General features: G+C 39.6%; 15 protein-coding genes, 1 tRNA gene and 1 pseudogene. 8 read left to right on the forward strand and 9 right to left on the reverse strand.

Features of this window, described 5'->3' with window-relative positions; all coding sequences use genetic code 11:
* Positions 1-10: 10 nt before the first annotated feature.
* From QOL76_RS03475 to QOL76_RS03485, 3 genes are all read left to right on the forward strand, one after another.
* Positions 11-84: transfer RNA gene (locus QOL76_RS03475), tRNA-Asn, on the forward strand.
* Between the two features lie 239 nt (positions 85-323).
* On the forward strand, positions 324-2,597 hold the full coding sequence (locus QOL76_RS03480; protein ID WP_283411634.1) for a glycoside hydrolase family 20 protein: 2,274 nt from the start codon (positions 324-326) through the stop codon (positions 2,595-2,597).
* Between the two features lie 30 nt (positions 2,598-2,627).
* Positions 2,628-3,788, forward strand: coding sequence for a sialidase family protein (locus QOL76_RS03485; protein WP_283411635.1), 1,161 nt, complete (start codon positions 2,628-2,630; stop codon positions 3,786-3,788).
* A gap of 14 nt (positions 3,789-3,802) precedes the next feature.
* On the opposite strand, the gene QOL76_RS03490 is transcribed toward QOL76_RS03485, so the two are convergent.
* Together QOL76_RS03490 and QOL76_RS03495 are read right to left on the reverse strand one after the other, a co-directional pair.
* Entirely contained in the window at positions 3,803-4,492 is a 690-nt protein-coding gene (locus QOL76_RS03490) for a LytR/AlgR family response regulator transcription factor (RefSeq protein WP_283411636.1), read from the reverse strand.
* Positions 4,480-5,619 carry a sensor histidine kinase gene (locus QOL76_RS03495; RefSeq protein ID WP_283411637.1) on the reverse strand — a complete coding sequence of 380 codons (1,140 nt, stop codon included), beginning with the start codon at positions 5,617-5,619 and terminating at the stop codon, positions 4,480-4,482. Before QOL76_RS03495 ends, QOL76_RS03490 begins: the two co-directional genes overlap by 13 nt.
* A gap of 179 nt (positions 5,620-5,798) precedes the next feature.
* On the opposite strand from QOL76_RS03495, the gene QOL76_RS03500 reads away from it, so the two are divergent.
* From QOL76_RS03500 to QOL76_RS03515, 4 genes are all read left to right on the forward strand, one after another.
* On the forward strand, positions 5,799-6,677 hold the full coding sequence (locus QOL76_RS03500; RefSeq protein ID WP_283411638.1) for an ABC transporter ATP-binding protein: 879 nt from the start codon (positions 5,799-5,801) through the stop codon (positions 6,675-6,677).
* Positions 6,674-10,252, forward strand: a complete 3,579-nt coding sequence (locus QOL76_RS03505; RefSeq protein ID WP_283411639.1) for an ABC transporter permease/M1 family aminopeptidase — start codon at positions 6,674-6,676, stop codon at positions 10,250-10,252. Before QOL76_RS03500 ends, QOL76_RS03505 begins: the two co-directional genes overlap by 4 nt.
* A 543-nt stretch (positions 10,253-10,795) precedes the next feature.
* A complete protein-coding gene (locus tag QOL76_RS03510; protein ID WP_283411640.1) occupies positions 10,796-11,650 on the forward strand; it encodes an N-acetylmuramoyl-L-alanine amidase-like domain-containing protein in 855 nt (284 codons plus the stop codon).
* Between the two features lie 211 nt (positions 11,651-11,861).
* On the forward strand, positions 11,862-12,524 hold the full coding sequence (locus tag QOL76_RS03515) for an SDR family oxidoreductase (RefSeq protein WP_283411641.1): 663 nt from the start codon (positions 11,862-11,864) through the stop codon (positions 12,522-12,524).
* 4 nt (positions 12,525-12,528) lie between these two features.
* On the opposite strand, the gene QOL76_RS03520 is transcribed toward QOL76_RS03515, so the two are convergent.
* From QOL76_RS03520 to QOL76_RS03550, 7 genes and pseudogenes are all read right to left on the reverse strand, one after another.
* Entirely contained in the window at positions 12,529-13,260 is a 732-nt protein-coding gene (locus tag QOL76_RS03520; protein WP_283411642.1) for a cyclase family protein, read from the reverse strand.
* Positions 13,261-13,570: 310 nt separating this feature from the next.
* Positions 13,571-16,261: a DUF4184 family protein gene (locus QOL76_RS03525; RefSeq protein WP_283411643.1), complete on the reverse strand. Its 2,691-nt coding sequence runs from the start codon at positions 16,259-16,261 to the stop codon at positions 13,571-13,573.
* 13 nt (positions 16,262-16,274) lie between these two features.
* Positions 16,275-16,661, reverse strand: a complete 387-nt coding sequence (locus tag QOL76_RS03530) for a response regulator (protein WP_283411644.1) — start codon at positions 16,659-16,661, stop codon at positions 16,275-16,277.
* 141 nt (positions 16,662-16,802) lie between these two features.
* Positions 16,803-17,297 (reverse strand): annotated as a pseudogene (locus QOL76_RS03535) (cupin domain-containing protein).
* Complete coding sequence (locus QOL76_RS03540; RefSeq protein WP_283411645.1) at positions 17,287-21,363, reverse strand: PAS domain S-box protein; 4,077 nt, start codon at positions 21,361-21,363, stop codon at positions 17,287-17,289. Before QOL76_RS03540 ends, QOL76_RS03535 begins: the two are co-directional and overlap by 11 nt.
* Positions 21,360-21,902: a heme NO-binding domain-containing protein gene (locus QOL76_RS03545; protein ID WP_283411646.1), complete on the reverse strand. Its 543-nt coding sequence runs from the start codon at positions 21,900-21,902 to the stop codon at positions 21,360-21,362. The genes QOL76_RS03540 and QOL76_RS03545 overlap by 4 nt, the downstream gene beginning before the upstream one ends.
* Before the next feature lie 142 nt (positions 21,903-22,044).
* On the reverse strand, positions 22,045-23,397 hold the full coding sequence (locus QOL76_RS03550) for a sigma-54-dependent transcriptional regulator (protein WP_283411647.1): 1,353 nt from the start codon (positions 23,395-23,397) through the stop codon (positions 22,045-22,047).
* 177 nt (positions 23,398-23,574) lie between these two features.
* On the opposite strand from QOL76_RS03550, the gene QOL76_RS03555 reads away from it, so the two are divergent.
* Positions 23,575-24,456, forward strand: coding sequence for a glycosyltransferase (locus QOL76_RS03555; protein WP_283411648.1), 882 nt, complete (start codon positions 23,575-23,577; stop codon positions 24,454-24,456).
* The last annotated feature ends 5 nt before the right edge of the window (positions 24,457-24,461 follow it).

The raw sequence follows: 24,461 nt of genomic DNA on the forward strand, positions 1-24,461 counted from the left end.
AACACAAAATTCCTCCTTAGCTCAGTTGGTTAGAGCATCTGACTGTTAATCAGAGGGTCCAAGGTTCAAGTCCTTGAGGAGGAGCACCTAAAGCCTCATTTCGTAAGATTTGAGGCTTTTTTTTTGACCAAAATTATTGAAGTCAAAATTCTCTTAAAAACCTGCTGTTTTTCCATTGAGGGGTTACAATAAAGTTGCTCTAATAAAATCAATTACAAAACACAGCATCTGCCTCCTTCCGTTAGTTACATTATTTTTACAACACTGGTTTCCGGCTATAGTATTTCACGGCTACCTTTGCAGTTCACCTAGACTGATTTATTTTGAAGTATCTTGCTTTTTTCGCTTCCACCCTTTTGGCACTTGCATCTTGCAGCTCACCAGAATCTATCGAATTTTCTATAGTTCCTTACCCTTCTCAGATTGAAACTGGAAGTGGTCAATTTCACTTGAGTTCCAACACCCAGCTACTCGTTCAGAACCAGGAAGAGTTTTCGGAGGAAATCGCCTTTTTTCAATCCATGATGCAGCAGGCACTTGGCCAAAAACTCTCTGATGGAACTGGAAAAAACATATTGGAAATCAGGAAATCAGAAAACTCTGACACTCCAGAATCTTACCATCTTTCCATCTCTGCTGACAAAATACTCTTGGAAGCCGGAGATGCTCAAGGTATATTTTATGGTATGATTACCCTAAGGCAGCTACTACCTGCCAGCTTTGAGTCCGGGCAAATTAGTGAAGGAATCACCTTCCCTGAACTGGAGATTAATGACCAACCTCAATACGACTGGCGGGCAATGCATCTAGATGTTTCAAGGCATTTTTTCTCCATGGATTACCTTCGACGCTATGTGGATTTGCTATCGCTTTATAAACTCAATAAACTCCATTTACACCTGACTGATGATCAAGGCTGGAGAATAGAAATCAAAAAATATCCTGAACTCACGGAGCAGGGAGCCTGGAGAACGTTCAATGAACAAGACTCTATTTGCATAGAAAAATCCAAGGAGGACCCACGATTTGCTTTGGAATCAAAGCACATAGAAATGCGGGATGGAACTCCATATTATGGAGGATATTATACTCAGGATGAACTTCGCGAATTTGTAAAGTATGCGCAAACCAAACATGTTGAGATCATCCCCGAAATAGATATGCCGGGACATATGATGGCTGCAATAGCGATATTTCCCGAATTGGCCTGTAATGGTGAAGCAGCCTGGGGAGATTTGTTTTCTACCCCACTTTGTCCTGTAAATGAAGAAGTTTACACGTTTGTAGAAAATGTACTAACAGAAGTAATGGACATTTTCCCTTCAAAATACATCCATATCGGAGCCGATGAAGTAGAGAAAAAGACCTGGGAAGAGTCAACTGCTGCTCAGAAATTCATGAAGGAAAATGGAATGAATAACGTAAATGAACTGCAATCCTATTTTGTAAACAGAGTTTCAGCTTTTCTGCAAAAAAACGGCAAAGAAGTGGTAGTCTGGGACGATGCCATGGCTGGGGGAATTGATCCTAATTTGAAAGTAATGTACTGGCGAAACTGGGTAGCTGAAGTCCCTGATAAAGCTGCGCAAAATGGGAATGAAGTCATCCTAACTCCCGGTGATCCATTTTATTTCTCTTCTCCTAATTCCAAGCTATTTGACATTTATAACAAGCCACTCTTGGGATCAAAATTCCCAAAAGAGCTTTCGGATAAAATCAAAGGTATGCAAGCTTGCCTTTGGACCGAAACTATACCTTCTGAGGCGCTAGCTGATGCTATGCTTTTCCCAAATGTGCTGGCCTTGGCAGAAAGAGCTTGGTCCGTCGAAGAAGCCCAAGATTGGGATTCTTTTAAAACCCGACTTAATGGTCAGCTACTTCGACTTGACCAACTTGGAGTAAAATACGAATACAACCCATCCACAAAGCTTATCCCCTTTATGAATGTGGATACAGAGGCAAAGCAGATAGGAATCACACTGGAGAGCGAAATCAGCAAACCTACCATCTACTATACCACGGATGGCTCTCAACCAACTACTGCGTCCAACCTGTATAAAGGAGAATTTTTCGTCAACGGAAGCGCCAATATCGCAGCAGCTGTTTTTCAAGACGGGAAGATCACCGAGCCAGTACTTCATAAGCAAGTAGACTACCATAAGGCAATAGGTAAATCAGTGGAGTATCTCAAGCCATGGAACAAATCGTACCCTGCAGGTGATGCAGGAAGCATGACCGATGGCTACCGAGGCGAAGAATCCTACAATGATGGCAAATGGCAAGGCTTTACGAATGACTTTGCGGTAACCGTGGATATGGGTGAAAAAACTACCCTAAACTCCATCTCTGCTTCTTTTATGCAAGCCGCCGGGCCAGGAGTATTTATGCCTGAATACGTAGAAGTTGCTATTTCTGATGATGGGGAAAATTTTGAATCCATTCTGAAAATTGACAACGATATTCCCATCACTGAAAAAACTAAAGTGGTTAAAGACTTCAAAGGATCCTTGGAAGGAAAAGAAGCGCGATACGTAAAAGTGGTCGCTCCAAACGTTCAGAGAGGGTTTATTTTCGTAGACGAATTGGTCATTAATTAGTCATTTTTAAAAAGTCATAAACCCAAAATCATGAAACCTCTCTTTCCCCTATTATTTATTTTCCTGTACTCCACAGCCTTTGCTCAGGAAACGATCGTGTACCAAGGTGGTCAAGAAGGACATGCTACGTACAGAATCCCAGCAATTATTGACTTACCTAGTGGCGAACTTTTGGCTTTTGCCGAAGGCAGAGTAAATGGATCAAATGATTATGGTGACATCAATTTGGTGCTCAAGAGAAGCAAGGATAAGGGAAAAACTTGGTCACCACTCCAAACCATAGTTGATTACGACGACTTGCAAGCCGGCAACCCCGCGCCAGTAATCGATCTTTTTGATCCAGCATATCCGAATGGCGTGGTGTACTTATTCTATAACACCGGCAACAATCATGAATATGACATCCGAATGAATAAAGGAGTTCGTGAGGTTTGGATGATCCGATCGCTGGATCTGGGAAATTCTTGGGAAGAGCCTATAAACATCACCAGCCAAGTGCACAAGCCAAATAACCCAGCATTCAATGCTGCATACACCAATCCTGCAGACTGGAGGCATTATGCGAATACTCCTGGCCATGCCTTTCAATTCCAAAATGGAGCTTATAAAGGAAGAATCTACGTAGCGGCAAATCACTCCCAAGGAGATGCCCAAGATGAATTCAAAGATTACCAGGCACATGGTTTCTATACTGACGACCATGGTAAAACCTTCAAAATCTCAGAATCAATTAAATTTCCTGGTTCTAACGAATCTATAGCGGCAGAACTTCCGGATGGCAAAATGATCATGAGTACGCGTAACCAACGAGGCGATATTCGAAGCAGAATTCTCGCCTATTCTGAAGATGGAGGTGCGACTTGGTCTGAGCAATACTTCGAAGACGGGTTACCTGATCCAGTCTGCCAAGGCTCTATACTTTCTTTTCAAGATGAAACTGGAAATACTTTTCTGGCTCATTCGAACAATGCTGATGAACTCTATAGAAATAACTTGACACTAAAAATCAGCAATGACTTAGGCAAAACTTGGCCAAAATCTATTCTGATTGACCGGAAGGATATTCAAAAAGGTAAAACCTGGACAGCTTACAGTGATTTGGTTTTACTGGATTCACAAACCCTAGGCATCCTTTACGAACGAGATGATTATAAAGAAATCGTGTTTAAGTGGATAGACTGGGAAAAGTAACAGCGAGCATAAACCTAGCCCAGCAGCCTACTTACCTCTGCTTTATACGTTTGGCCAATTGGAATTTCATTCCCATCAATTTTGATTCGATTACCCTCGATGGTTTGGATTTTGGCTGTATTGACCAAATAGGACTTATGAACCCGTAGAAATTTTCCTTGCACCAATTTCTTTTCCAGCTCAGAGATTTTCTCCGGGCAAATAATCATACCAGACTGATGATAGACTTTGAAGTAATTCCCAAGAGCCTCAACAAAGCAAATCTTGTCCAGTTCAATCTGCACGTGCTTTTTGTCTGACTTAAGAAAAATCCGCTCTGGTTCATCCTCCTTTTTGGAAGCTGAAGCATTTGAAGAGCATACCTTATTGATAGCCTTGATAAACCGATCCAAACTAAAAGGCTTCAGCAAATAATCGGCAATATCCAGCTCATAACCTTGGAGAGCAAACTCCTGATGTGCGGAAGTTACAATCACCTTGGGAGGGCTTGGCAGAGATTTCAATAATTCAAAGCCTGTAAGTTTTGGCATATTGATATCTAAAAAGATCAGATCTACCTGATTACTCCTGAAAAACTCCAAAGCCTCAAAACCATTGAAGAAATTGCCCGCTTTTGCCAAAAATGAAAAGTTCTCACAATAGCCTTCAATAATACGATGTGCAATGGGCTCATCATCCAATATAACGTAGCTTACCTGCTCCATAAGATTTCCAAAACCAAAGTATAGATACCGTTCTTTTGAGTGATTTGCAAGGTATGTGAGCCAGGATAGGTTAATTCCAGTCTCCTTTTTAAATTCTCCAGTCCTATTCCAGGAGCTGTAGATTGGGAGCTGAGATCGAAATTATTTTCAACTTCAAGCCTTAATTTTTCCTGATTCGAATCCAATGTAATGGATACAAACGCCTCTTCTGCCAACTTTTCAACTCCATGTTTAAAAGCATTTTCCACAGGTACAATAAACAGTAAAGGAGAAATTAATTTGTCTTCTGACACGGACACACTAAAATCAATTTTAGGGAGTTGGCGATGACGAATTTTGTGCAGTTCTAGGAAATTTTCCACATAGGCCACTTCCTGAGAAACAGACACCTCCTTTTTTCTCCCCTCATAAATCGTATAGCGCATCATATCCGACAGCTTCAGCACCACCTCAGGCGCAGCATCAGATTTCTCCACACAAAGTCCATAGAGGTTATTAAGTGTATTAAAAAGAAAATGCGGATTGATCTGGTTTTTCAGCATGGCCAGTTCCGCCTGATTTTTCTGGTTTTCCAGATCTCTCATCCTTTTCCATTGCTCAAAAACCCATAACAAAAGGAAGAAAGGAATCGGAATCAACAACATGAAAATAGCCATTTCATGGTGTTCTCGCAGGTAAGTTTCATGCCAACGAAGAATGGAAAAAACCATCCATATCAGTCCATAAACAATGAAAATGACTTTTTGGTACTTCTTGAAAAAGGCCGGAGCGACAAACCTGGCAATCCCCATCCAAAATAGAATTAGCAAAAAGATGGAAACCGGATTATCAGGAATGGACATCCATTGATCCAAAAGCAAAATTCCAGTGAAGAAAAGTGCCAGATACAGAATCTTAAGGAGGTTCTTTTTATGCAAACTGATTTTTCTGCTGTAATAAAAGACCAAACTGGTCAATATCCACCAAGACCCAAGGATCAGTACATTCTCTAAATATTCATCAAAATCAATCTTGATAAACCCGATTCTTTGGAGCAAAAAGGTGATAAGCAAGGTAACTGCGAAACCCCAGGCCAAGGCCTTAAAAAAAGAAGCTTTTGGAAACATACTTCTAAGATAGCTAAGCACAGATTTTTAGAAAATAAAGATGACCAACTGAGGTATTTCGATGATAAACTTATTAAAACCTTCACTTTATGCCCAGATCCATTAGATACCGAGTTCATCCTCAATTTGAACCTGTTTGACATATTAATTAGATCTAGTCTTTTCGATTCCCAATTTTTGATGGAGCAAAAACACAGGACATGAACCAACTCGAAATCAGAAATCTCAGCAAAACCTATCCAAATGGGATCAAGGCGTTAAATGACATTTCCATTACCATCACTAACGGGATGTTTGGTCTGTTGGGACCTAACGGCGCGGGAAAATCCAGTTTGATGAGAACACTTGCCACACTTCAAGCAGCAGGTTCAGGGGAAATTTTTTTCAACGGGCAAGATGTCCAGAAAAAACCTGAGATCATCCGCTCTGTACTAGGCTATTTACCTCAGGAGTTTGGGGTGTATCCAAAAGTTTCCGCACTTGAATTGCTCGATCATATCGCCATCTTAAAAGGCATCACAAATTCTGTTCAGCGAAAAGATCAGGTCCATTTTTTACTTCAACAAACCAACTTATACGATCATCGAAAAAAAGCTGTGCATTCCTATTCAGGTGGAATGAAGCAGCGGTTTGGAATTGCCCAGGCACTTCTAGGGGATCCCAAATTGATTATCGTAGACGAACCAACGGCTGGACTTGACCCCGAAGAAAGAAATCGTTTCCTAAATCTTCTGAGTGAAATCGGAGAAAACATCATCGTTATTCTTTCCACCCATTTGGTGGATGATGTATTGGAGCTTTGTCCTCAAATGGCAATTATGAATCAGGGAAAAATTATTAAACAAGGAAATCCTGCAGTGCTCACAGCAAGTTTGGAAGGCAAAATATGGCGAAAAAAAGTCTCCAAATCGGAGTTGCCCCGCTACCAACAAAAGCTGAATATCATCTCTTCCAAACTCATAGCCGGAGAAACTTTGATTCATGTAAAAGCCGATGAATTACCCGAAGTAGGTTTTGAGCAAATCAAACCCAGCTTAGAAGATTTCTATTTCTCCACGCTTCAACAGACAAAGCAATGAACAGCTCAAGATTTATTTCTTTACTTCGATTTGAGCTCAGCTATCAACTCCGAACCAAAGCCGTTTACCTCTTTGGGCTAATCTACTTTGGATTTGCCTTTCTGATGGGAAGCCAAGGAGCCACGCCAGCCGGAGTCAATTACAATTCAGCGTATGAACTGTATTTCAAAATGGGGTTGGTTAGCTTGGGTGCAGTTTTTTCCATTATGTTTTTCGTAGTCAATGCAGTTCTGCGAGACAGTAAATTTGGCATGGAAGCGCTTATTTTCTCCAGTCCACTTTCCAAATTGGAATTCTTTTTCAGTCGTTTCTTAGGCGCCTGGCTGGTCGGAATACTAGTGCTAGTATTAGCAATACCAGGCTTCCATCTAGGAATCGCTTTTTCTGATCTAGATCCGAACAGAATCACGCCCCTTAATTTAATAGACAGCATTTCAGTAGCTTGGATGCTTTTGATCCCATCGGTGACAGTTTGTACAGTGCTGCTTTTTACCGTATGTCTGCTCACCAAAAACTCATTAGCGACCTATGCTATGGCAGTTTTAATTTATGCCTTGTATTTCATCTCTGCCATTTTTCTGAACTCGCCGCTCCTGGCAAATGCAGCACCAGTTTCCAGCGAGAACTTATTCCTTGCAGCTCTGGCTGACCCTTTTGGACTTTCAGCTTTCTTCGAGCAAACCAATCTTTGGACACCATTTCAAAAAAATCAGGAGCAGATTTCATTTATCAGTTTGCTGGGATTGAACAGATTAATCTGGCTAGGGATCAGCGGATTGGTTTTGACAGCTTGCTATCGCAAATTCTCTTTTAGATCCTCCCATCAAAAACAGCAAAAAACTGAACCTCTCAAAGAAGATGAAAGTCTAAATCGTCTTTCACTCCCTAAACCAAAAAAGGCTACCATTTCAATTTGTAATTACTTCCCAATTCTTACTTCTCTGATCAGAATAGATCTGAAATTCATATTCCAAAGCATTGCCTTTTGGGCTGTTTTGGGGATTTGGATAGTACTGGCTGTAACCGAAATTTATTCAAAAATCTATGCAGGAGGAGCCTATGATGAGAATTACTTTCCTGCCAGCCAACTGCTTTTGGAGCAGGTTCAACAGCCTTTGTATCTATTTGGAATCTTGCTGCTGGTGTTTTTCTCAGGTGAATTAGTCTGGCGAGTGAAAAATGTAAAGTCACATGAAATCATAAGCGCCACTCCTATTCCAAATACCTATTTTTTTCTTTCTAAACTGGGTTCACTCTCAATTCTAGTACTGCTTTTGATCGGAGTGACTGTGGTTATTTCCTTAAGTTTCCAATTGCTGCAAGGCTACCTAAATATGGATAGTCTAGCGATTTTAAGCCTGTTGATTTATCCCGGAATCCCCCTTCTCTTCTATGCTTGCTTTTTTCTTTTGATTCAGAATTTCTCTCGAAGCAATTACCTTGGAATGGGACTTTCAGTCCTTGCATTCGCCTTATTCGCAGGCCCATTGGGCACTGCATTGGGACTTAATCATCCCTTATTAAAAATCGGAGACCTTCCTGCACTGGTCTATAGTGAGCAAGCTGGATGGGAAATGAATGCATCCGGTTTTTGGATTTTGGCCTTGCTTTGGGTACTACTTATAGGAAGCGCCACGCTATTTTCTATTACTGATTGGCGTGGATCACTGGATAGAATATCAGGAAAATTTACTTGGAACAAGTTCAATAAGGCTGGATTAATCTGCTTGGCGGCATCTACTGCAGTGATTGGGTTCAGCTTCCATCAAATAAATTATGAGGAAAATTATCAAAGCAGAGATGAGATTCTTTTCGCAAAACAGGATTATGAATTGAAATATAAGCACCTGCAAAAAAGCCCTGTTTTAAGTTACTCAGCTTTGAATATGAAGGTGGACATTTTTCCTTCCAAAGGAACCTATTCTGCAATGGTAAAGGGAAAGCTGATAAACAACAGTGACAGCCCAATCAGTAAAATGCTGTTAACAGAAAAAGAGGAATTGAAGAATTTAAGCTTGCAAAAAGCCACTGAGATCACAAAAGATGAGTCATTGGGAGTTTATGTAGTAGAGTTTGAAATCCCCTTATTACCTAAGGAAGAGATTGAATTTTCGTTTGAAGTGCAGACCAAACCTTCCATCTTCTCCACAAATCCTGCTGTTATCAAAGATGGCACTTACCTCAATTTCCGTGATTTCTCACCTTATTTTGGCTATTCTGAAGAGAGGGAAATTAGCGACAATCAGGAAAGGAAAAAGCGAGGTTTACCTCTTAAACCAAATTTTTACGGTTTACAAGAGCACAAAGAGCAATTAGAAAGAAACTTGGCTAAAATTGATTTTGAAGCAGAAATCAGTACAGATTCAAATCAGATTGCATTAACCTCAGGTGATTTAATCGCGCAAAGAACCCATGGGAGCCGTACCACTTTCATGTTTAAGAGCCCTCATAAAATAATGCCTGCCATCGCTTTTTTCTCCGGAATCTACCAGGTAGAACGATTGAATCTAGAAGGAAAACTTCTGGAAGTTTATTCAATTCCAGCCCATCACCTGAGCTCCAAAGAGACTTTGGCGATCATGAAAACCAGTTTGGAGATGCTCTCAGAGACTTTTGGCGAATACCCTGATGAGCATCTGAAAATAGTAGAAGTACCATCCTACTGGGCATTTGGAGGCTTTGCCCATCCCGGAATTATCAGTATGGTTGAGGACAATTACTTTCTGGTGAGATCCGAGCCCGAGAATCAATTTGATTTAAAGCGCAAGCGGGTAATTCACGAAGTTGCACATCAATGGTTTGGGCATCTTCTAGCACCAAGAAATCTACCTGGCGCTTCCCTTTTCGTGGAAGGATTTGCAAAATATGCCGAGGCGATGGTGATGGAGAAAGAAATCGGAAAATCAGCGCTTTGGCACTTGACCGACAATGCTACCAGAACTTACTTTTCAGGAAGGGCTTTCGCTTCAGAAACAGAGCCAGCGCTCTCCAGTGTTGAAAACCAAGGCTATTTATCCTACGGAAAAAGTCTTTTGAGTTTGCTAGCAACTCAGGAATTGATCGGTGAGAAAAAACTCAATTCAGTAATTCACAAAATTGTGGAAACCAATCGAGAGAATACCCAACCAAAGGTGAAGGTGAGCGATTTTCTAAGCGAACTAAGCGCAGTATGCAAGCCTTCCGAAAATGCATTGATTAGCGATTGGTTTGAAAAAGTAATTCACTACGACATCAAAATTGAGGACGTTACTATACAGGTCTTGCATAGTGGCGAATACGAATTGAAAATATCCTATGCAGCTAAAAAGCTAGAGACATTAATCGACGGTTCTGTTCAAGAAATCGCGATGGATGAACCTCTGACTATATCCCTTTTGTCTGATCATCCAGAACAAATCGAATCAGACTCTGAAATCATCTCTACCTATAAATCACCACTAAAAAATGGAAATGGTGACTTGATTATCATTTCCAAGGTAAAACCGCAATGGGTTGGAATTGATCCCTGGGGCACGAGGCCGGATCAAAATAGAAGAGATAATTTTTATAAAATAAAATTTGAATATTCGCAATGATGCCAATCGTCTTAGATTCCCTGCTTACTTGGTTGGATGAAACCGGAGACCGCAGGTGCCTCAATTATTTATTGTTATAATTTAAATTGCTTTTGGCTCTTTATTGGTAGATAAGGATGTACATAAAATAAGTTTTCCTTATTTGCACACTATCTACCTAAAGCATTCCTAGCTCAGTTACTTTAGCTCATCCCCTCTTGATGAAATCGGAAAAGCAAAGCTCCTATGCATAAACCCCATGTAGATCTCAATATATCTGTCTCTTTCTTCATCTGTCAAAACACCTATGAAGTTTGCTATCAGATCATAAATATGTGATACAGGAATAATATTGATCCTTCCCTTTTCAAAATAAGCAGGGAAGCACTTATGGATGCCGCGGAATCCATGGCTGTAAGAACGGTAAATGGCACGCTTATTTAGCGTTCAGTCAAGAAAACCGCAGAACCAACAAAAGAAAACTTTCAGATTCTGTTTATTTGGGAGTTATTTAGATGTTATGTGGTATGAGTCAGATACTGCTCATCCTATATAATTCCATTTATGAACAAGATTATTCCGTTAGTCCTATTTCTCATCCTACCATTCCTCTCCCCTGCCCAAACGGTCTGCACTTTGGAGAGCAGAGAAAAACTTGAGGAGATGCTGGACCAACTCGCACAGGAAGGTCTTAGCAATAGAACTTCAAATGAGCGGGTAATCGAGATCGGAAAGAAATTCCTTAAAACTCCCTATGTGGAAAAAACGCTGGAGCTTCCGGGTGAAGAAAAGTTGGTAATCAACTTGACTGGTTTGGACTGCACCACTTATGTGGAAACTGTTATCACACTTACACGAATTGCAGAAGAGGGTAAATTCACTTTCCAGGAATTCGAAAAGGAGCTGGAAAATCTTAGGTATAGAGATGGAACCAACGAAGGGTATGCTACCCGACTTCATTATTTTTCTGACTGGATTTTTGAAAACGAACAAAAGGGCATTTTGAAGGATGTTACCAAGGAAATCGGGGGGGCTCCTTATGCCAATGCTCCTACTTTTATGTCTGAAAACCCTCAATTTTACAGGCAACTGAGTGAATCCGAGAATTTGGACGCCATCAAAGAAACTGAGTCAAAAATTGACAAGCGTGGGTATTACTATGTCCCGAAGGCGGATATTCAATCCCTTGAAAAAAATATACAATCTGGGGATATCATTGCCATCACCACCTCCATGACTAATCTAGACGTTGTGCACACGGGCTTCGCTATTGAGAAAAATGGAAGAATTCATTTGATGCACGCAAGCTCTAAAAACAGAGAAGTGGAGATATCCGAAAAACCCTTGAGCGAGTATCTCGCAGGCAATAAAACTCAATCCGGAATTATCGTTTCTAGGCTGATCAAAACAGCCTATTAAGCCTATACGCTTATTTTTAAGCCTTTTCTCTTAGAACCTTTTTAGCATATACTGGCATTCATTCTCACCATTACATACTACATCTTCGACCCATGGGAAATTGCATTTTACTTCAAATGTACCTGGTTTTTTTGTTGAAATGAGAACCTTAGAATCTAACAAATACAAGTAGTGGCTTGCTTATTGGACTTTTGCCAATAAAAAAAAACTCATGAATACCGAAAAGCAAAAAGTATTGATCATCGGTGCTAATGGAAGCACTGGTAAACTCATATGTAATTTATTAAAGTCCTCTTCTTCTTATTCTCCTCTCGCCATGATCAGAAAGGAAGCTCAGAAGGAATATTTTGAGGATAAGGGAATAGAAACCGTGATGGGCGATCTGGAAAAAGATTTTGAATCTGCTTTTACTGGCGTTTCAAAAGTAATTTTTGCCGCAGGCTCTGGAGGTTCAACTGGACCAGAAAAAACCATAGCAGTTGACCAGGATGGTGCTATAAAGAGTATTGACTTCGCTCAAAATCATAAAATTGAAAAATTTGTCATGCTAAGCTCCATGGGGGCTGGTAATCCTGAAGATTTCGAAGATTCAAAAATGCATGGATATTTGCTTGCCAAGCATAAAGCAGACGAGCACTTGATAAAAAGCGATTTGAATTACACTATCGTTCGCCCGGGAACATTGACAAACGAGACTGGAACAGGCAAAATTGAAGCTGCCCAAAACCTTGGTAAGCGTGGTGAAATATCACGGGAAGATGTCGCTGAAACCCTGGTGGAAGTTTTGGATTCCAAACTCGCTTCGATCATATCATTTGAGATGATAAAAGGACAGGACAAAATCCGAGAAGCACTTGAGAAGCTAGGCTCCTAAAATATCATTCAATTATAGTGGCTATAATCCTTAAGGGGCCTCCACTCCCTCCTTTGATTTTCATAGGAAGTGCAACTACGTAAATGCCAGTAGGGGGAAGTAAATCCAAGTTGGCGACATTTTCAAATCCGGGAATTTGGTTTTCCATCAAGGCTTGATGCGCTGCAAAGTCCTTGGACTGACCAAAGTCTAAACTTGGGGTATCCAACCCCACTGCTTTCACTTTACGTGTTTTGGCTAGCCAAGTAGCCGTTTCGGGCTGAATCCCCGGAAAATGGAGCTCGGGAATCGCTTCTGCGCCCGATTTAGCAGTGCCAAAATAAGCTTCCCGATCAGGATAAAATTTCCCATATCCAGTGCGAAATAACACCATCGCCTGGACTGGGATTTTTCCATGCTCTGCTTCCCAATTCAAAATAGCTACAGAATCGATCAAATAATCCCGGTCTTCCAAGGCTTTTCCACTCACATCTATTACCACTGCCTCTCCCGTCAATTTGGACAAAGGAAGTTCGTCTACCGTTTCTCCTTTTGCAAAAAAGTGAATAGGCGCATCCAGATGCGTACCACCATGTTCGGGGGTCAAAATCGTATAGGAAGAATAATAATACCCCAAGTCAGTCACACCTTCCGCATCAACTCTGTGCTGAAATCCATCAGGATTATTAGGCCAGTATAAGGTGGTAGAATCAAAAGCATACGACAAGTCAATCCATTCACTTTCTAAAAAAGGCATCTTTGGAACGGGGGCTTCCGCTTCTTTTTGCTCGCAGGCGCCTAAACCACAAAAAATTAAGACAACGACAACCTTTCTACTAATTTGGACAAACTCAAAAAATCTCATCTGCTAGTACGTTTTGTTTCATTCAAGTTAAAAATAGATTTGATTTTTCGCAATGATGGTAGTAGCCATACTACTTGGGGTCGGTGTGTCTGATGGGAATCTAAGGCGGGCAAGCTCCATTGCGGATAGTTATTTAGATTAAAAAAGCCCTCTCCAAATGGAAAGGGACTTGGGTGAATTAAACAACTTAAGCGGGTACTCTTTAGAAACTTTTTAGCACTTTAAGTGTGATATAATGAAAGCTGTAGCCCGTTCCTGAGGCAGCTGCCACATTGCTGAATTGCCCGTTGAGGCCAAAATCAAATCCATTAACTCTATAATTAATCTCAGCTTGCGCTCTAAAAGATGGATCCCATCCTCGCTTCTCTATTTGTTGCAATCCTGCCGCAGCTTGAATTTTGAGCGCCATCTTTGACACCAAAGGCAATGGAGTACTATAGTCAACAAATACTTCAGTGCTTAAAAACTGATCAGGTGCGAAATACAACGTGGTCTCAGAATCACTAAAGCTGAGTGCAGAAAAGTTCAACCCAGTTTTCAAAGTAGGCTCTGTTCTCAACAACCTGTAAACTGAACCGAAAAACTGAAGTCTGGAATTCTGATCATTTAGAAAACCTACATTTCCCTGAGAAAAGAAGCCTGTTTTACCGCCAAACATAATATGAGTCACATACCCCAGACTTTGACTTCTGATATCTTTTCCTAGCAAATCTGCTGTAAAATTTAGTATCTCAGAACTATAGGTAAGCCCAACCATCCTTCTATCATTGGGCTGATATTTAGTTTCAAATTTTCCAGTCACTCCTGTAAAAGAATCGCCTTCTTCAGGGGAAACTTGCTGCGCAACAATCTCAGCACTACTTTGTAAGGCCTGGCTCCAATTGATTCCTACTCCTGCAGCAATAAACTTTGTCTTAGTCAACTGACCTTCCGGTGCTTTTACCTGATTTGCACCCGCTCTTACATTTACTTGTAAAGGAGCACTTAATTGGTTTTGCCAGAAAATAGATTGCTCTGTTCTTGTGTTTTTAGCCACATCCGCAAAGTACCCTACTGCAATTCCGGCAATTTGCTTATCTCCCTGACTTAGGAGGCCACCCAGCTTTTCCTTTTGGGAATCTGACAATTCATCTTCATAATCGTTCAGGATCTTAGCTGCCTTATCCCACTGTTTTTTCCCAGCGAGCACCTCGGTAAACTCCTGTATATAAGGAGCTTTTGGAAATCTTTGAATTAAGGAATCGTAATAAAGTTGACCTTGGGTATAAGCACCACCTGTAGTGTATAATCTGGCTTTCATCACCAAAACCTGATCTTCATCTACTAAGCCGGCATTATCATTTAAAAACGCTTCAGCATCTTTAGTTTTTACATTCCACAGAAGCGCATTGAAATAGTTGACTACAGCACTTTTGTTTTCCTGATCCTGATTCCACGCACTATAAGCAGCTTCCAGCGCTTTGGATGGCTTTTTACTCATAAAAAGTGCATAGGACAAGTTTACCCGAACTATTGTGCTTTCAAATTCTAATGGCACCAACGAAGAATAAACCTCCACGGCTTGAGCAAAATCCTGATTCTGAAGACAAAGGTCTCCTTTGAAAAGTAAAATTTGTGCATCCAGAGGATTATGAACTAGAATGCTATCCAACTGAGCAATCGCGCCAACATAATTTTCCTTACTTCTCAATTGAGTTGCTTCTTGAATAAACCCCTCACGCTTTGCTGGATCTAAGGCTTCGCTTTGACCAAAGGCAAACAAAGGCATAGATATTAATCCTAAAAAGAGTATAAGTTTAACTGGAGAATTAATATATTTCTTCAAATTCTTATTCATATGGATATTCAGATCAGCGAATTTTTGATCACAGGAGAAAACAAACCCGCGCTTAAAGTTCAAATAAGAGGTGAGGCTAAAGGCAATGCGACTGAACTTCTCAGAAGCAGACTTCCAGAAATTACTGCCAGTGATACAAATTTGGTTTACCTGGACATCAGAAACTTGACCGACAACGATTTGGGGTTTGTCAATGAAGTCATTCACCTGCACTATACCTTGACCGAACTTTCCAAGAAATTCATTCTTCTCTATCAAAAGGGCTCTACTTTTGAACCCTGGATTAGTACCTCGGGAATTGATAAGTTTATTGCTCTTGCTATGACGGCTTAAACGTGAATTATCTGCAATCCTTAAAATCAAAGCAGCGAAGATCAACCCATAAAATAGTCCCCCTACACACATCATAAACACATCCCAAAAGGATATAAACTCGGGAAACAAATAAATTCTTGACAGGATTGCTGCTGTGAATCCTATTGACACCAATATCCAAAATCTGTTTTTCCCAAACTTGGCAGCATTAGCCTCTGGCATGGATTCCAATGAAATAAGTACCCTGGCCACCATGACCAACCCTAGGACACTAAGACCATATTGCAATAGATCATATACCGCAATAGTGAAAATCTCATGCTGTAATAAAGGCAACAAAGCCACCACCCAACCATCATAGTGAGTCATACCGTCCAAAATCAAATGAGTAGCGATTCCAATTGTTATAGACATCACTACCCACATCCAATTTTGCGTAAAGAATTTATTCCAATCCAAGTTGACCTGCCCTGCGACTTTCATCTGAATCTTAGCAGGACTTGCGTTATACAATGGTTTTTTCACCAAACCATGAAATAGAAAAGCGACCAGTAGCGCCACCGGAAGATCGAATAATATCACCCCGGGAAGTGTATGCCCTATATTTTCACCAAGTTTTAGTTTGAAGTAAAACTCCAGATCAGGCACAAGACTTCCTATCACCAATCCTGTCTGAGAAAGACGCTTGTTAGGCTTAGTAAAAGGAAGAATAGCTGCTGGATGTGAAAATGTAAATGGCATGGAGACTTGTGGTTTAGGCTAGTTTGGCGGATTGGAAGTTGTCTACTATATCTTTCACCAACTCCTCAGTGACGTTACTTTTCAGCAAATACTCCACTGACCCGTGTTCTATGGCGGCAATTGCAACCTCAAGACTTTCTAAGGCCGTGCAAAAAACAACTTCAATTCCTGGAAAGTAATTTTTCACTTCCTGGAGGATTTCCAGTCCATTTGAATTTTCCATCTGGTAATCCAAAAAAATCAATCCTGGATTGAGGTGGATGTGATTTAGACAATCTACACCGTCCTCAAATGTGTGGATTTTCGTAAATCCTAGCTCGGTGAGGATTTGCTTTAGGATAGCAGTCCAGAAAGGATCGTCATCTACTATAAAGGCTGGTAAAATTTTTATGTTTTTCATGTTTTCCAATTTCTATCTCTATATTCCAAATTGAGACCAAACTAAAAAAGTGCCTTAGAATAGCTCTAAGGCACTTTTTTAGTTACAGTATTCCAGTATTTGGAATTAATTTCTAGAAATTGGAATCATATCCTGGCTAGTTCACCTGCCGAAATCATCTTGCAGCCTAACTATATCTTCTTCGTCCGACGGATTGGAAGCATCTGTATGTTGCCAGATTTCAGCTACAACTCCCTAATCATCCAATCCAATCAGTCTATGCCTTTCCCCTTGTTTCAGTTTAACTTTATCTCCCTTGGAAAGAGTAATGATTTCTTTTTCAACATCATGATCACTTTTGGCAACTGCCACTTCACCCGCAATACATCTCCAAATCTCAGCTCTTCTAAAATGATATTACCAACTCAGCCGTTTGTTAGGAGCCACCAATAAAATCTTTGGACTCAGCTTTTCGGAAATCTTCAAGGAATCAAAATCCTCTTCTGGGAAAAACTCCTTGGCAAATTGCGAGGCTTGGCTTTCATTCAGGACAAGAAAACCGCCCCAGGGACGCATTCTGTCCTGTTCTTTAATTTCAAATCCTAGGTTTAGGACAAGAGATTCTGCGTATTCAAATATTTCCTCCTTACTTTTCATTGTTAATTGATTTCATGTCCTTAGCTACCCACTTGAGAACTTGATCGATATGACCCATTAAATAAACCATTCTTTCAGACCGTTTTTGGCTCATTACTTCCAGCTCTACTTCAACGACTTCGTCAATGATTTCATGAATATTCAACATCTTAATAGAGGGCTTGATCTTATGGGCCAGTTTTCTTACTTGATCAAAATCTTCCCGTTCAAAAGCTTCAACAGCCTGGTCTACCGACTCCAGTATGCTTGTATGGAATGTTTCGATCATTTTCGCCATGAACTCCGAATTACCCTTAGAAATAGCCTTTAACTCATCTAAAGAATATCTCTCCTTTTCCTCTTTCACCTTCAAACTGCCGATGTAATTCTGAACTGGCTTGCCTTTTAATAATTGGGAAACAATATGCAGTAGCTCACTCTCCTTAAATGGTTTAGCCAAAAAACTATTCATTCCTTTAGAAAGGTATTTCTCCATATCTCCTTTCATCGCAAAAGCAGTCAAAGCAACGATTGGCACTTCAAGCTTTAAGTCTTCTCTTATTATTTTGGTAGCCATGATCCCATCCATTATTGGCATCTGAACGTCCATCAAAACTATATCGAAAACTTCTTCCCTTAATAAATCTACGGCGTCTTGCCCATTGACAGCAGAGGTAGTAATAATATCATGCTGCTCCAAAATAGTGCTTGCCAGAAGTCGGTTGAATTCATTATCATCTACGATTAACACTTTCTTTCCTTTCAGCATCCCATAGTCTATGGAAACAGGAAGATCCTTTGGAAGATCATTCGAGCTACCTTTTAGCAACGCTAATTTCACTGAAATTTTTGTTCCAACTCCTTTTTCGGATTCAATCTGCATTTCCCCTCCCATAAGCTGGGTAAGCTCCTTTGATATACTCAACCCTAAGCCAGTACCTCCATATTTTCTTGTTATAGTGGTATCCTCCTGGACGTATTTCTCGAAATTACTTTTGATAAAAGACTCCTCCATGCCTATTCCCGTATCTACTACGGTAAACTTGATTTCCTGCTTCTGATTGTTTTCAGAAATAAGATCACATGTAATGTATACTTTGCCTTTTTCAGTAAACTTTACAGCATTAGACAGGAGGTTAAGCAGGATTTGGCTAATTCTAATAGGATCCCCTATCAAGACCTCTTTAATTCTGCTGTCGAAATTTAAAATAGCGAAATCCAACCCTTTCATCTCTGCCTTGTCATTCATCATGGCAAACACATGGTCCACAATGTTTTTAGGTTTAAATCCTATTGATTCAATAGTCATCTTACCGGCTTCGAGTTTGGACAAATCCAAAATATCTTTGATAACGACCATCAAATGGCTTGCGGAATTTTGGATAGCTTTTATGTATTTCGTCTGTTGATCATTTTGACTGATTTTCGCTAATTGCTCACCCATTCCTACAATAGCATTCATTGGCGTTCTTATCTCATGACTCATATTTGCAAAGAAAATTTCCTTTGCTCGTTTCGACTTTTCCGCCTCCTCTTTTTGCCTGATTAATTCCTCTTCCAGCCTCTTCTGATCGGTGATATCTAGATGTATACCTATAGAGCCGATTAGCTCATTGTTATCGTTGTAATTAGGCGCTCCACTGATAAACCACCATCTATATTCTCCATTTGGCCTCTTGTACTTTAACTCATATGAATCTGAAATCCCGGTTTTTCTGCTTTCTGACTTTTGTAAGAGCCTTTCTTTATCTCCAGGATTCAAAAGTAAATCTGTAGCCTTCTTCCCTACCAACTCCTCCAATTTACGATCAGCCATTTTACAGAATGTTTGATTTGCATGGAGTACATTCTCTTCAAGGTCTACTTCCAAAAGACCCAAATTCATATTTGAAATAATATTTCTGAATTTTTCTTCCTGTTGGAAGAGTCTTTTTTCGGATTGCTTTCTCTTTTGCACATTGACTAGCATTTGTGCAAATACAAATAATAACTCAACTTCTTTTTTGGAGTATGAATGTTGTTTTTTAACTGAATCAAAGCCGACAAAACCCAATAGTTCGTCTTTAATCATCATCGGAATTGTGATTAGGCTTTTGATCCCTTGAGGCTCAAGAACATCATATAAACCATCCATCCCCTGTTCTTTTAACAAGGAGACATCTTCCACTAAGAAGGATTCTCCATTAGAATGGACTTCAAACCATTGAGGAACATATTCCAAAGGAACGTTTTGAGTATTTTCTATTTCTTGGGATATTCCTGGGGCACACCACTCATGTGTGCAGGAGCATGTCAAAGCATTTAAATCATAGGAAAAAAGATAAGCACGGTCAGCATTGACAAACTCTCCGATTTTCTCCAATGAAGCATTTATTTTCATATCCACCTCCTCTAAATCAATATTGATATAGGTCGAGGAGATGTCGATTAAAATATTTTTGAGTTGTTCTTGGGATTTTATGAGTGCTTCCGTCTTTTTACGCTCGGTGATATCCACCAAAATCCCATTCATTCTTACTGGTATGCCATCCTCAAAAATTAGCTTCCCTTTATTTTGAACCCATTTTACCTTCTGGGATGTAGTAACAATGCGGTATTCTTTGACATATTCATGATTAATACCTACCTGCTTAATGATATCACTTAAGACATGTTTATCCTCTGGATGAATTGATTTTTCCCACCAGGATTTATCATTCATCATGGTGTCCAGGTGCAACTCGAAAAGATCTTCGGCTGAAGGTGTAAAAAATATACTGTTCATATTAGGATAGCTGACTGACCAGATTACATCTCTCAATTCATTTAAAACGCTACCCAATTTAGTATTGAGGTTTACCAGCTCTTTTTCTGAGTCTTTCTGATCAGTGATATCAGAATGAGTTCCTATAATTTTAAGAGGAACCCCATTTTTATCCTTTTCAATTACGATTCCTCTGTCCTTTACCCATTTTATACTTCCATCTTCATGCAGCATCCTGTATTCTAGCTGATGTGATGAAATCTCCCCGTTTTTGTATTTCTTATCGTTTTCTTCTAGTAAAATCAAATCTTCAGAGTATACGTGAGCATACCACACATCTTCAAGGTTTGTGTTTTGGTCAAATTTAAGACCTAGGAAGTTTTTTGCCTGATTAGAAAAACTTGTCTTTCCAGTCCTAAAATCATGTTCCCAAATATTATCCCCAGAAAATTCCAATACCTGTCTAAAGGTATCTTCGAATACTTTAATCTTATTCTTGGATTCTTTTTCTTCCGTGACATTTTCCAACAGCGTGAAGAAGTGTAGAAAATTACCTTTTTTATCAAGAACCACCTGACCATTAACTCTAGACCAAAACCAAGTACCATCCTTGCGGTAATGCTTTAGTTCTATTTTAAATTGCTCTTTATTATAAAAAGCATCTATCATTTTATGGATTTCAGGCTTCTCAGTTTGATCTCCAATCCCGATTTCAATGGGAGTTTTACCTAGCACCTCATCTATTTGGTACCCAGTTTCATCCAGATATCCTTTATTCACATAAGTTATTAAGCCATTCTCATCTGTGAATATGATCCCGTCTGCATTTGCACTAGCGACATACGACAAGTTTTCAAGCCTCTCTTTTTGCTGAGTAATCGTCCCTAGGAGTTCTTTCAAGTCTGAAGTAACCAACTCTTGATTTTTGATTAAATGCAGGAGGTCAACTAAAGGATCTAGGGGCGCAAAGTCAGAGATTGACAAATCGTTAGCCACTAACTCTTCGATAGAACTGAACCAAGGTGAACCAAGGAATAGCAGAATGTCATTATCTTCAAAATATTCGAACTGTCCCCTAAAAAGAGTGGAGTTAGATGACTTTGTCCTTAATAAGAAAGTTTTTTGCTGTGTTTTTGCGAGTTGATCAAACTCGAACTTCGTATCTCGCGGGCGCTCAATAAGAAAAATGTCACTAAATAATTTCCCTTTGACATCGCCCATCATTTTTAGAAAACTAGAACCAAAAAAACCAATAGTTCCACTCTTTAAAACCGCGAAGTGAAAAGGAAAAGTCCGATCAATATGACTTTTTTTTACTTCAATATTTAAATCATCCTTGCTCACCAGCTTACTTTAAAAACTTCATTATCATGTCCATTTTCTTTACTGTTAATATGGTCAATTTCTACAGGGGTTTCAAACAATTTCCCTAATCCTGAAAGTAATCCTTTCATAAAACCCACCAATCCATCTCGTTTTGAAATGTAATATAGTACTAATGAATTCTCCTCAATCTCTGCTATTTCAAACTCCGGAGGAGTCAGCTTTGGATAAAGCAACATAATTCGATCATGAAAGAGTGGTAGGTTAATTAAAAACTCTTTTAGATTATTCCCGCCAGCTTTCATTAAGCCACCATACTTCTCATTGCCGGTTTTTAAAATCCACCATTCTCCAAAGACAAACAAAATTTCATCTACTGAGACATTTAATTCTTCCGAGGCAGCTTGTGCTAATTTAAAAGTTATTGAATCATCATAGGGCTCAGTACTGATGAAATAATCAATTTCTATCCCACTGTTTAATTTGATAATATCCCACTTCTCCTCTCCAAAATTAGTGGTAATGAGTTCCTGAATTGATTTATTTACTAATCCGTACATAGTGCTTTAGGTTGTATTTCATTTACCTAAAGAAAAATCAAGCCAAGTCCACTACCCCTCTTATTTGGGTATTTACTAAGGATTACTAACTATAAAACCACTTCAAATTCCTAATACTGGAAGATCATTCCAGATTCTGGAATCACTCAGTGTTAATTTCCCCCTCCTGAATCATTTTATAAATCGTACTTTTCCCAATATCCAAAACCTTAGCCGTTTCTATCACATCGCCATTATTTTTCTTTAAATAGTGATTGACGATATCACAGGTGTGTTGCCTGAGTGTTTTATTTTCCATTAGAAAAACATTCTCTTTCTGCAGAGAAAAGAAACTAATATCTTCTCCTTTGATTTCTCCCTCATCAGCCATTACAGCAGCCAAGTCTATCACCGCTTTCAGCTCTCGTATATTCCCTGGGAATGGATATTTCAATAGTTTATCCTTTGCGTCTGTTGAAAGCGATAGAGGCGGGATTTTATTGCTCTTGGCAAATTCGCTTATAAAATGCTTCGCCAAAATCAGCACATCTGAACCTCGCTCTCTCAAGGGAGGCAAATCTATCGGCAATCCCATCACCCTGAAAAATAGATCTTCTCTAAAATTCCCTTTTCGCACCTCTTCAGAGAGATTCTTATGCGTCGCAGTAATCACCCTTACATCCAACTTCACGGATTCATTCCCTCCCACCCTGGTCAACTCTCGCTCTTGCAAAACCCTGAGCAATTTTGATTGAAGATTAAGGTCCATTTCAGCGATTTCGTCCAGAAAAATTGTACCTCCTATAGCCTCCTCAAACTTGCCTATTTTACGACTCATTGCTCCAGTGAAAGCTCCTTTTTCATATCCGAACAGCTCACTTTCAATTAGATCTTTTGGTATAGCAGCCATGTTTACTGCCACGAAGCTCTTTTTCTTTCGATCGCTATTATAATGGATTGCTTTTGCCACCACCTCTTTACCTGTACCAGTCTCACCGGTGATAGACACATTGATATTGGTTCGAATAGACTTTTCGATCAATGTGAAGACTTTCTTCAGCACTGGGCTATTTCCCAGAATTGATTTTTCAAAAGAAAATTTTTGTCCTAACTCCTCTTTTAAAGTCTCTACTTCTTTTTTTAGAGATTGATTTTCCCTGATCTTAATTACGCTGTTCCAGAGCAGGTCTTTTGTTGCCTCATCTTTTACCAGGTAATCACTGACTCCTGCCTTAAGTAGCCCCACAGCTACACTTATATCCTCCTGGGAGCTAATTACAACGACTGGAATAGTAGGATCAAACTCTTTGATCTTTTGAAAAAGCTTATCCCCAGATAAGTCAGGTAGGGAAAAATCTACGGTAATAAGGTCCGGCTTCTCGTGGAGCTTTGTAAGGCAAGCTTTGGCCGTTGAAAACAGATTGACATTATAATCCGGATTTAAACTCAAATGATATTCGAGTATCTGACCATACCAAGGGTCATCTTCCACGATAAATATTTTAAACTGGCTCATAGCGTTTCATTAGTCCAATAAGTTACAAAAAGGAAATAGAAGGGATACATTTTTTGGAATTTTTTCCATTATATGGAAAATACAGATTAGTGAAAATACATATACCTTTATTAATCAGTTACTTATGAAAATGGTTTATGATTTGAATAAATGTTGGCACACCGAAAAACAACTGGGATGACAACGATACAAATTCAAAAACACCAAAACGAAATCAATCATTTACTTCAGAGTGCTTTGAAATACGAGCCAGAGATTCAGCATAGGTACGCCATCGTAGTCCCTTGCTACAATGAGGAAAAAAGATTTGCGTATCAAGAGTTTAAAACGTTTGCCCAAAGCCACCCTGAAGTATTGCTTTGCTTAGTGAATGATGGCAGCAAGGATAAAACCTTAGCGGTGCTCAGAGGTATTCAAACTGAAAGCCCGGGGAATATTGTGGTTTTTGATATGCCTCAAAATGGAGGTAAATCAGAGGCTGTAAGACAAGGAATGTTATTTGTCCATAAGAATTACGATTCTAACCTGATTGGATTTTTGGATGCAGATTTAGCTACCACGCCTGAGGAATGGTTGATGATGGCAAAGTATAAAGAAAATCATCCTAAATACGGTGCTATAGTAGGTAGTAGAATTCAGCGTTTGGGTGCAGAGATAAAACGCGACGATAGTAGATCATTAGCTAGTAAAGTGATAAAAAAAATCATCAAGTCTATTCTAAAAGCAAATTTTCAAGACACCCAATGCGGGGCTAAAATTTTCCAAAGAAACCTCGTCCCATTTTTATTTAAAACCCAGTTCCAGACACCTTGGCTTTTTGATGTGGAAATCTTCCTCAGACTACAAGGAAAGTTCGGTAAAACCACCTTGCAAAAAGGAGTGCTTGAATACCCACTGCTTTACTGGTCCGAGATCGGTGATTCTAGGTTAAAGCTAAAAGACACCATCAAGATCCCTGTTCAACTTCTAGGGCTATACTATCACTATCAAATAAAAAGCAAACCTAAGGGAATCATAACCGCCAATAAATCAAGTGTATCACTTCCAAAAGCCAATTAATAATC

This window comes from Algoriphagus winogradskyi (assembly GCF_900182815.1).
In the GTDB taxonomy this organism is placed as follows: Bacteria; Bacteroidota; Bacteroidia; order Cytophagales; family Cyclobacteriaceae; genus Algoriphagus; species Algoriphagus winogradskyi.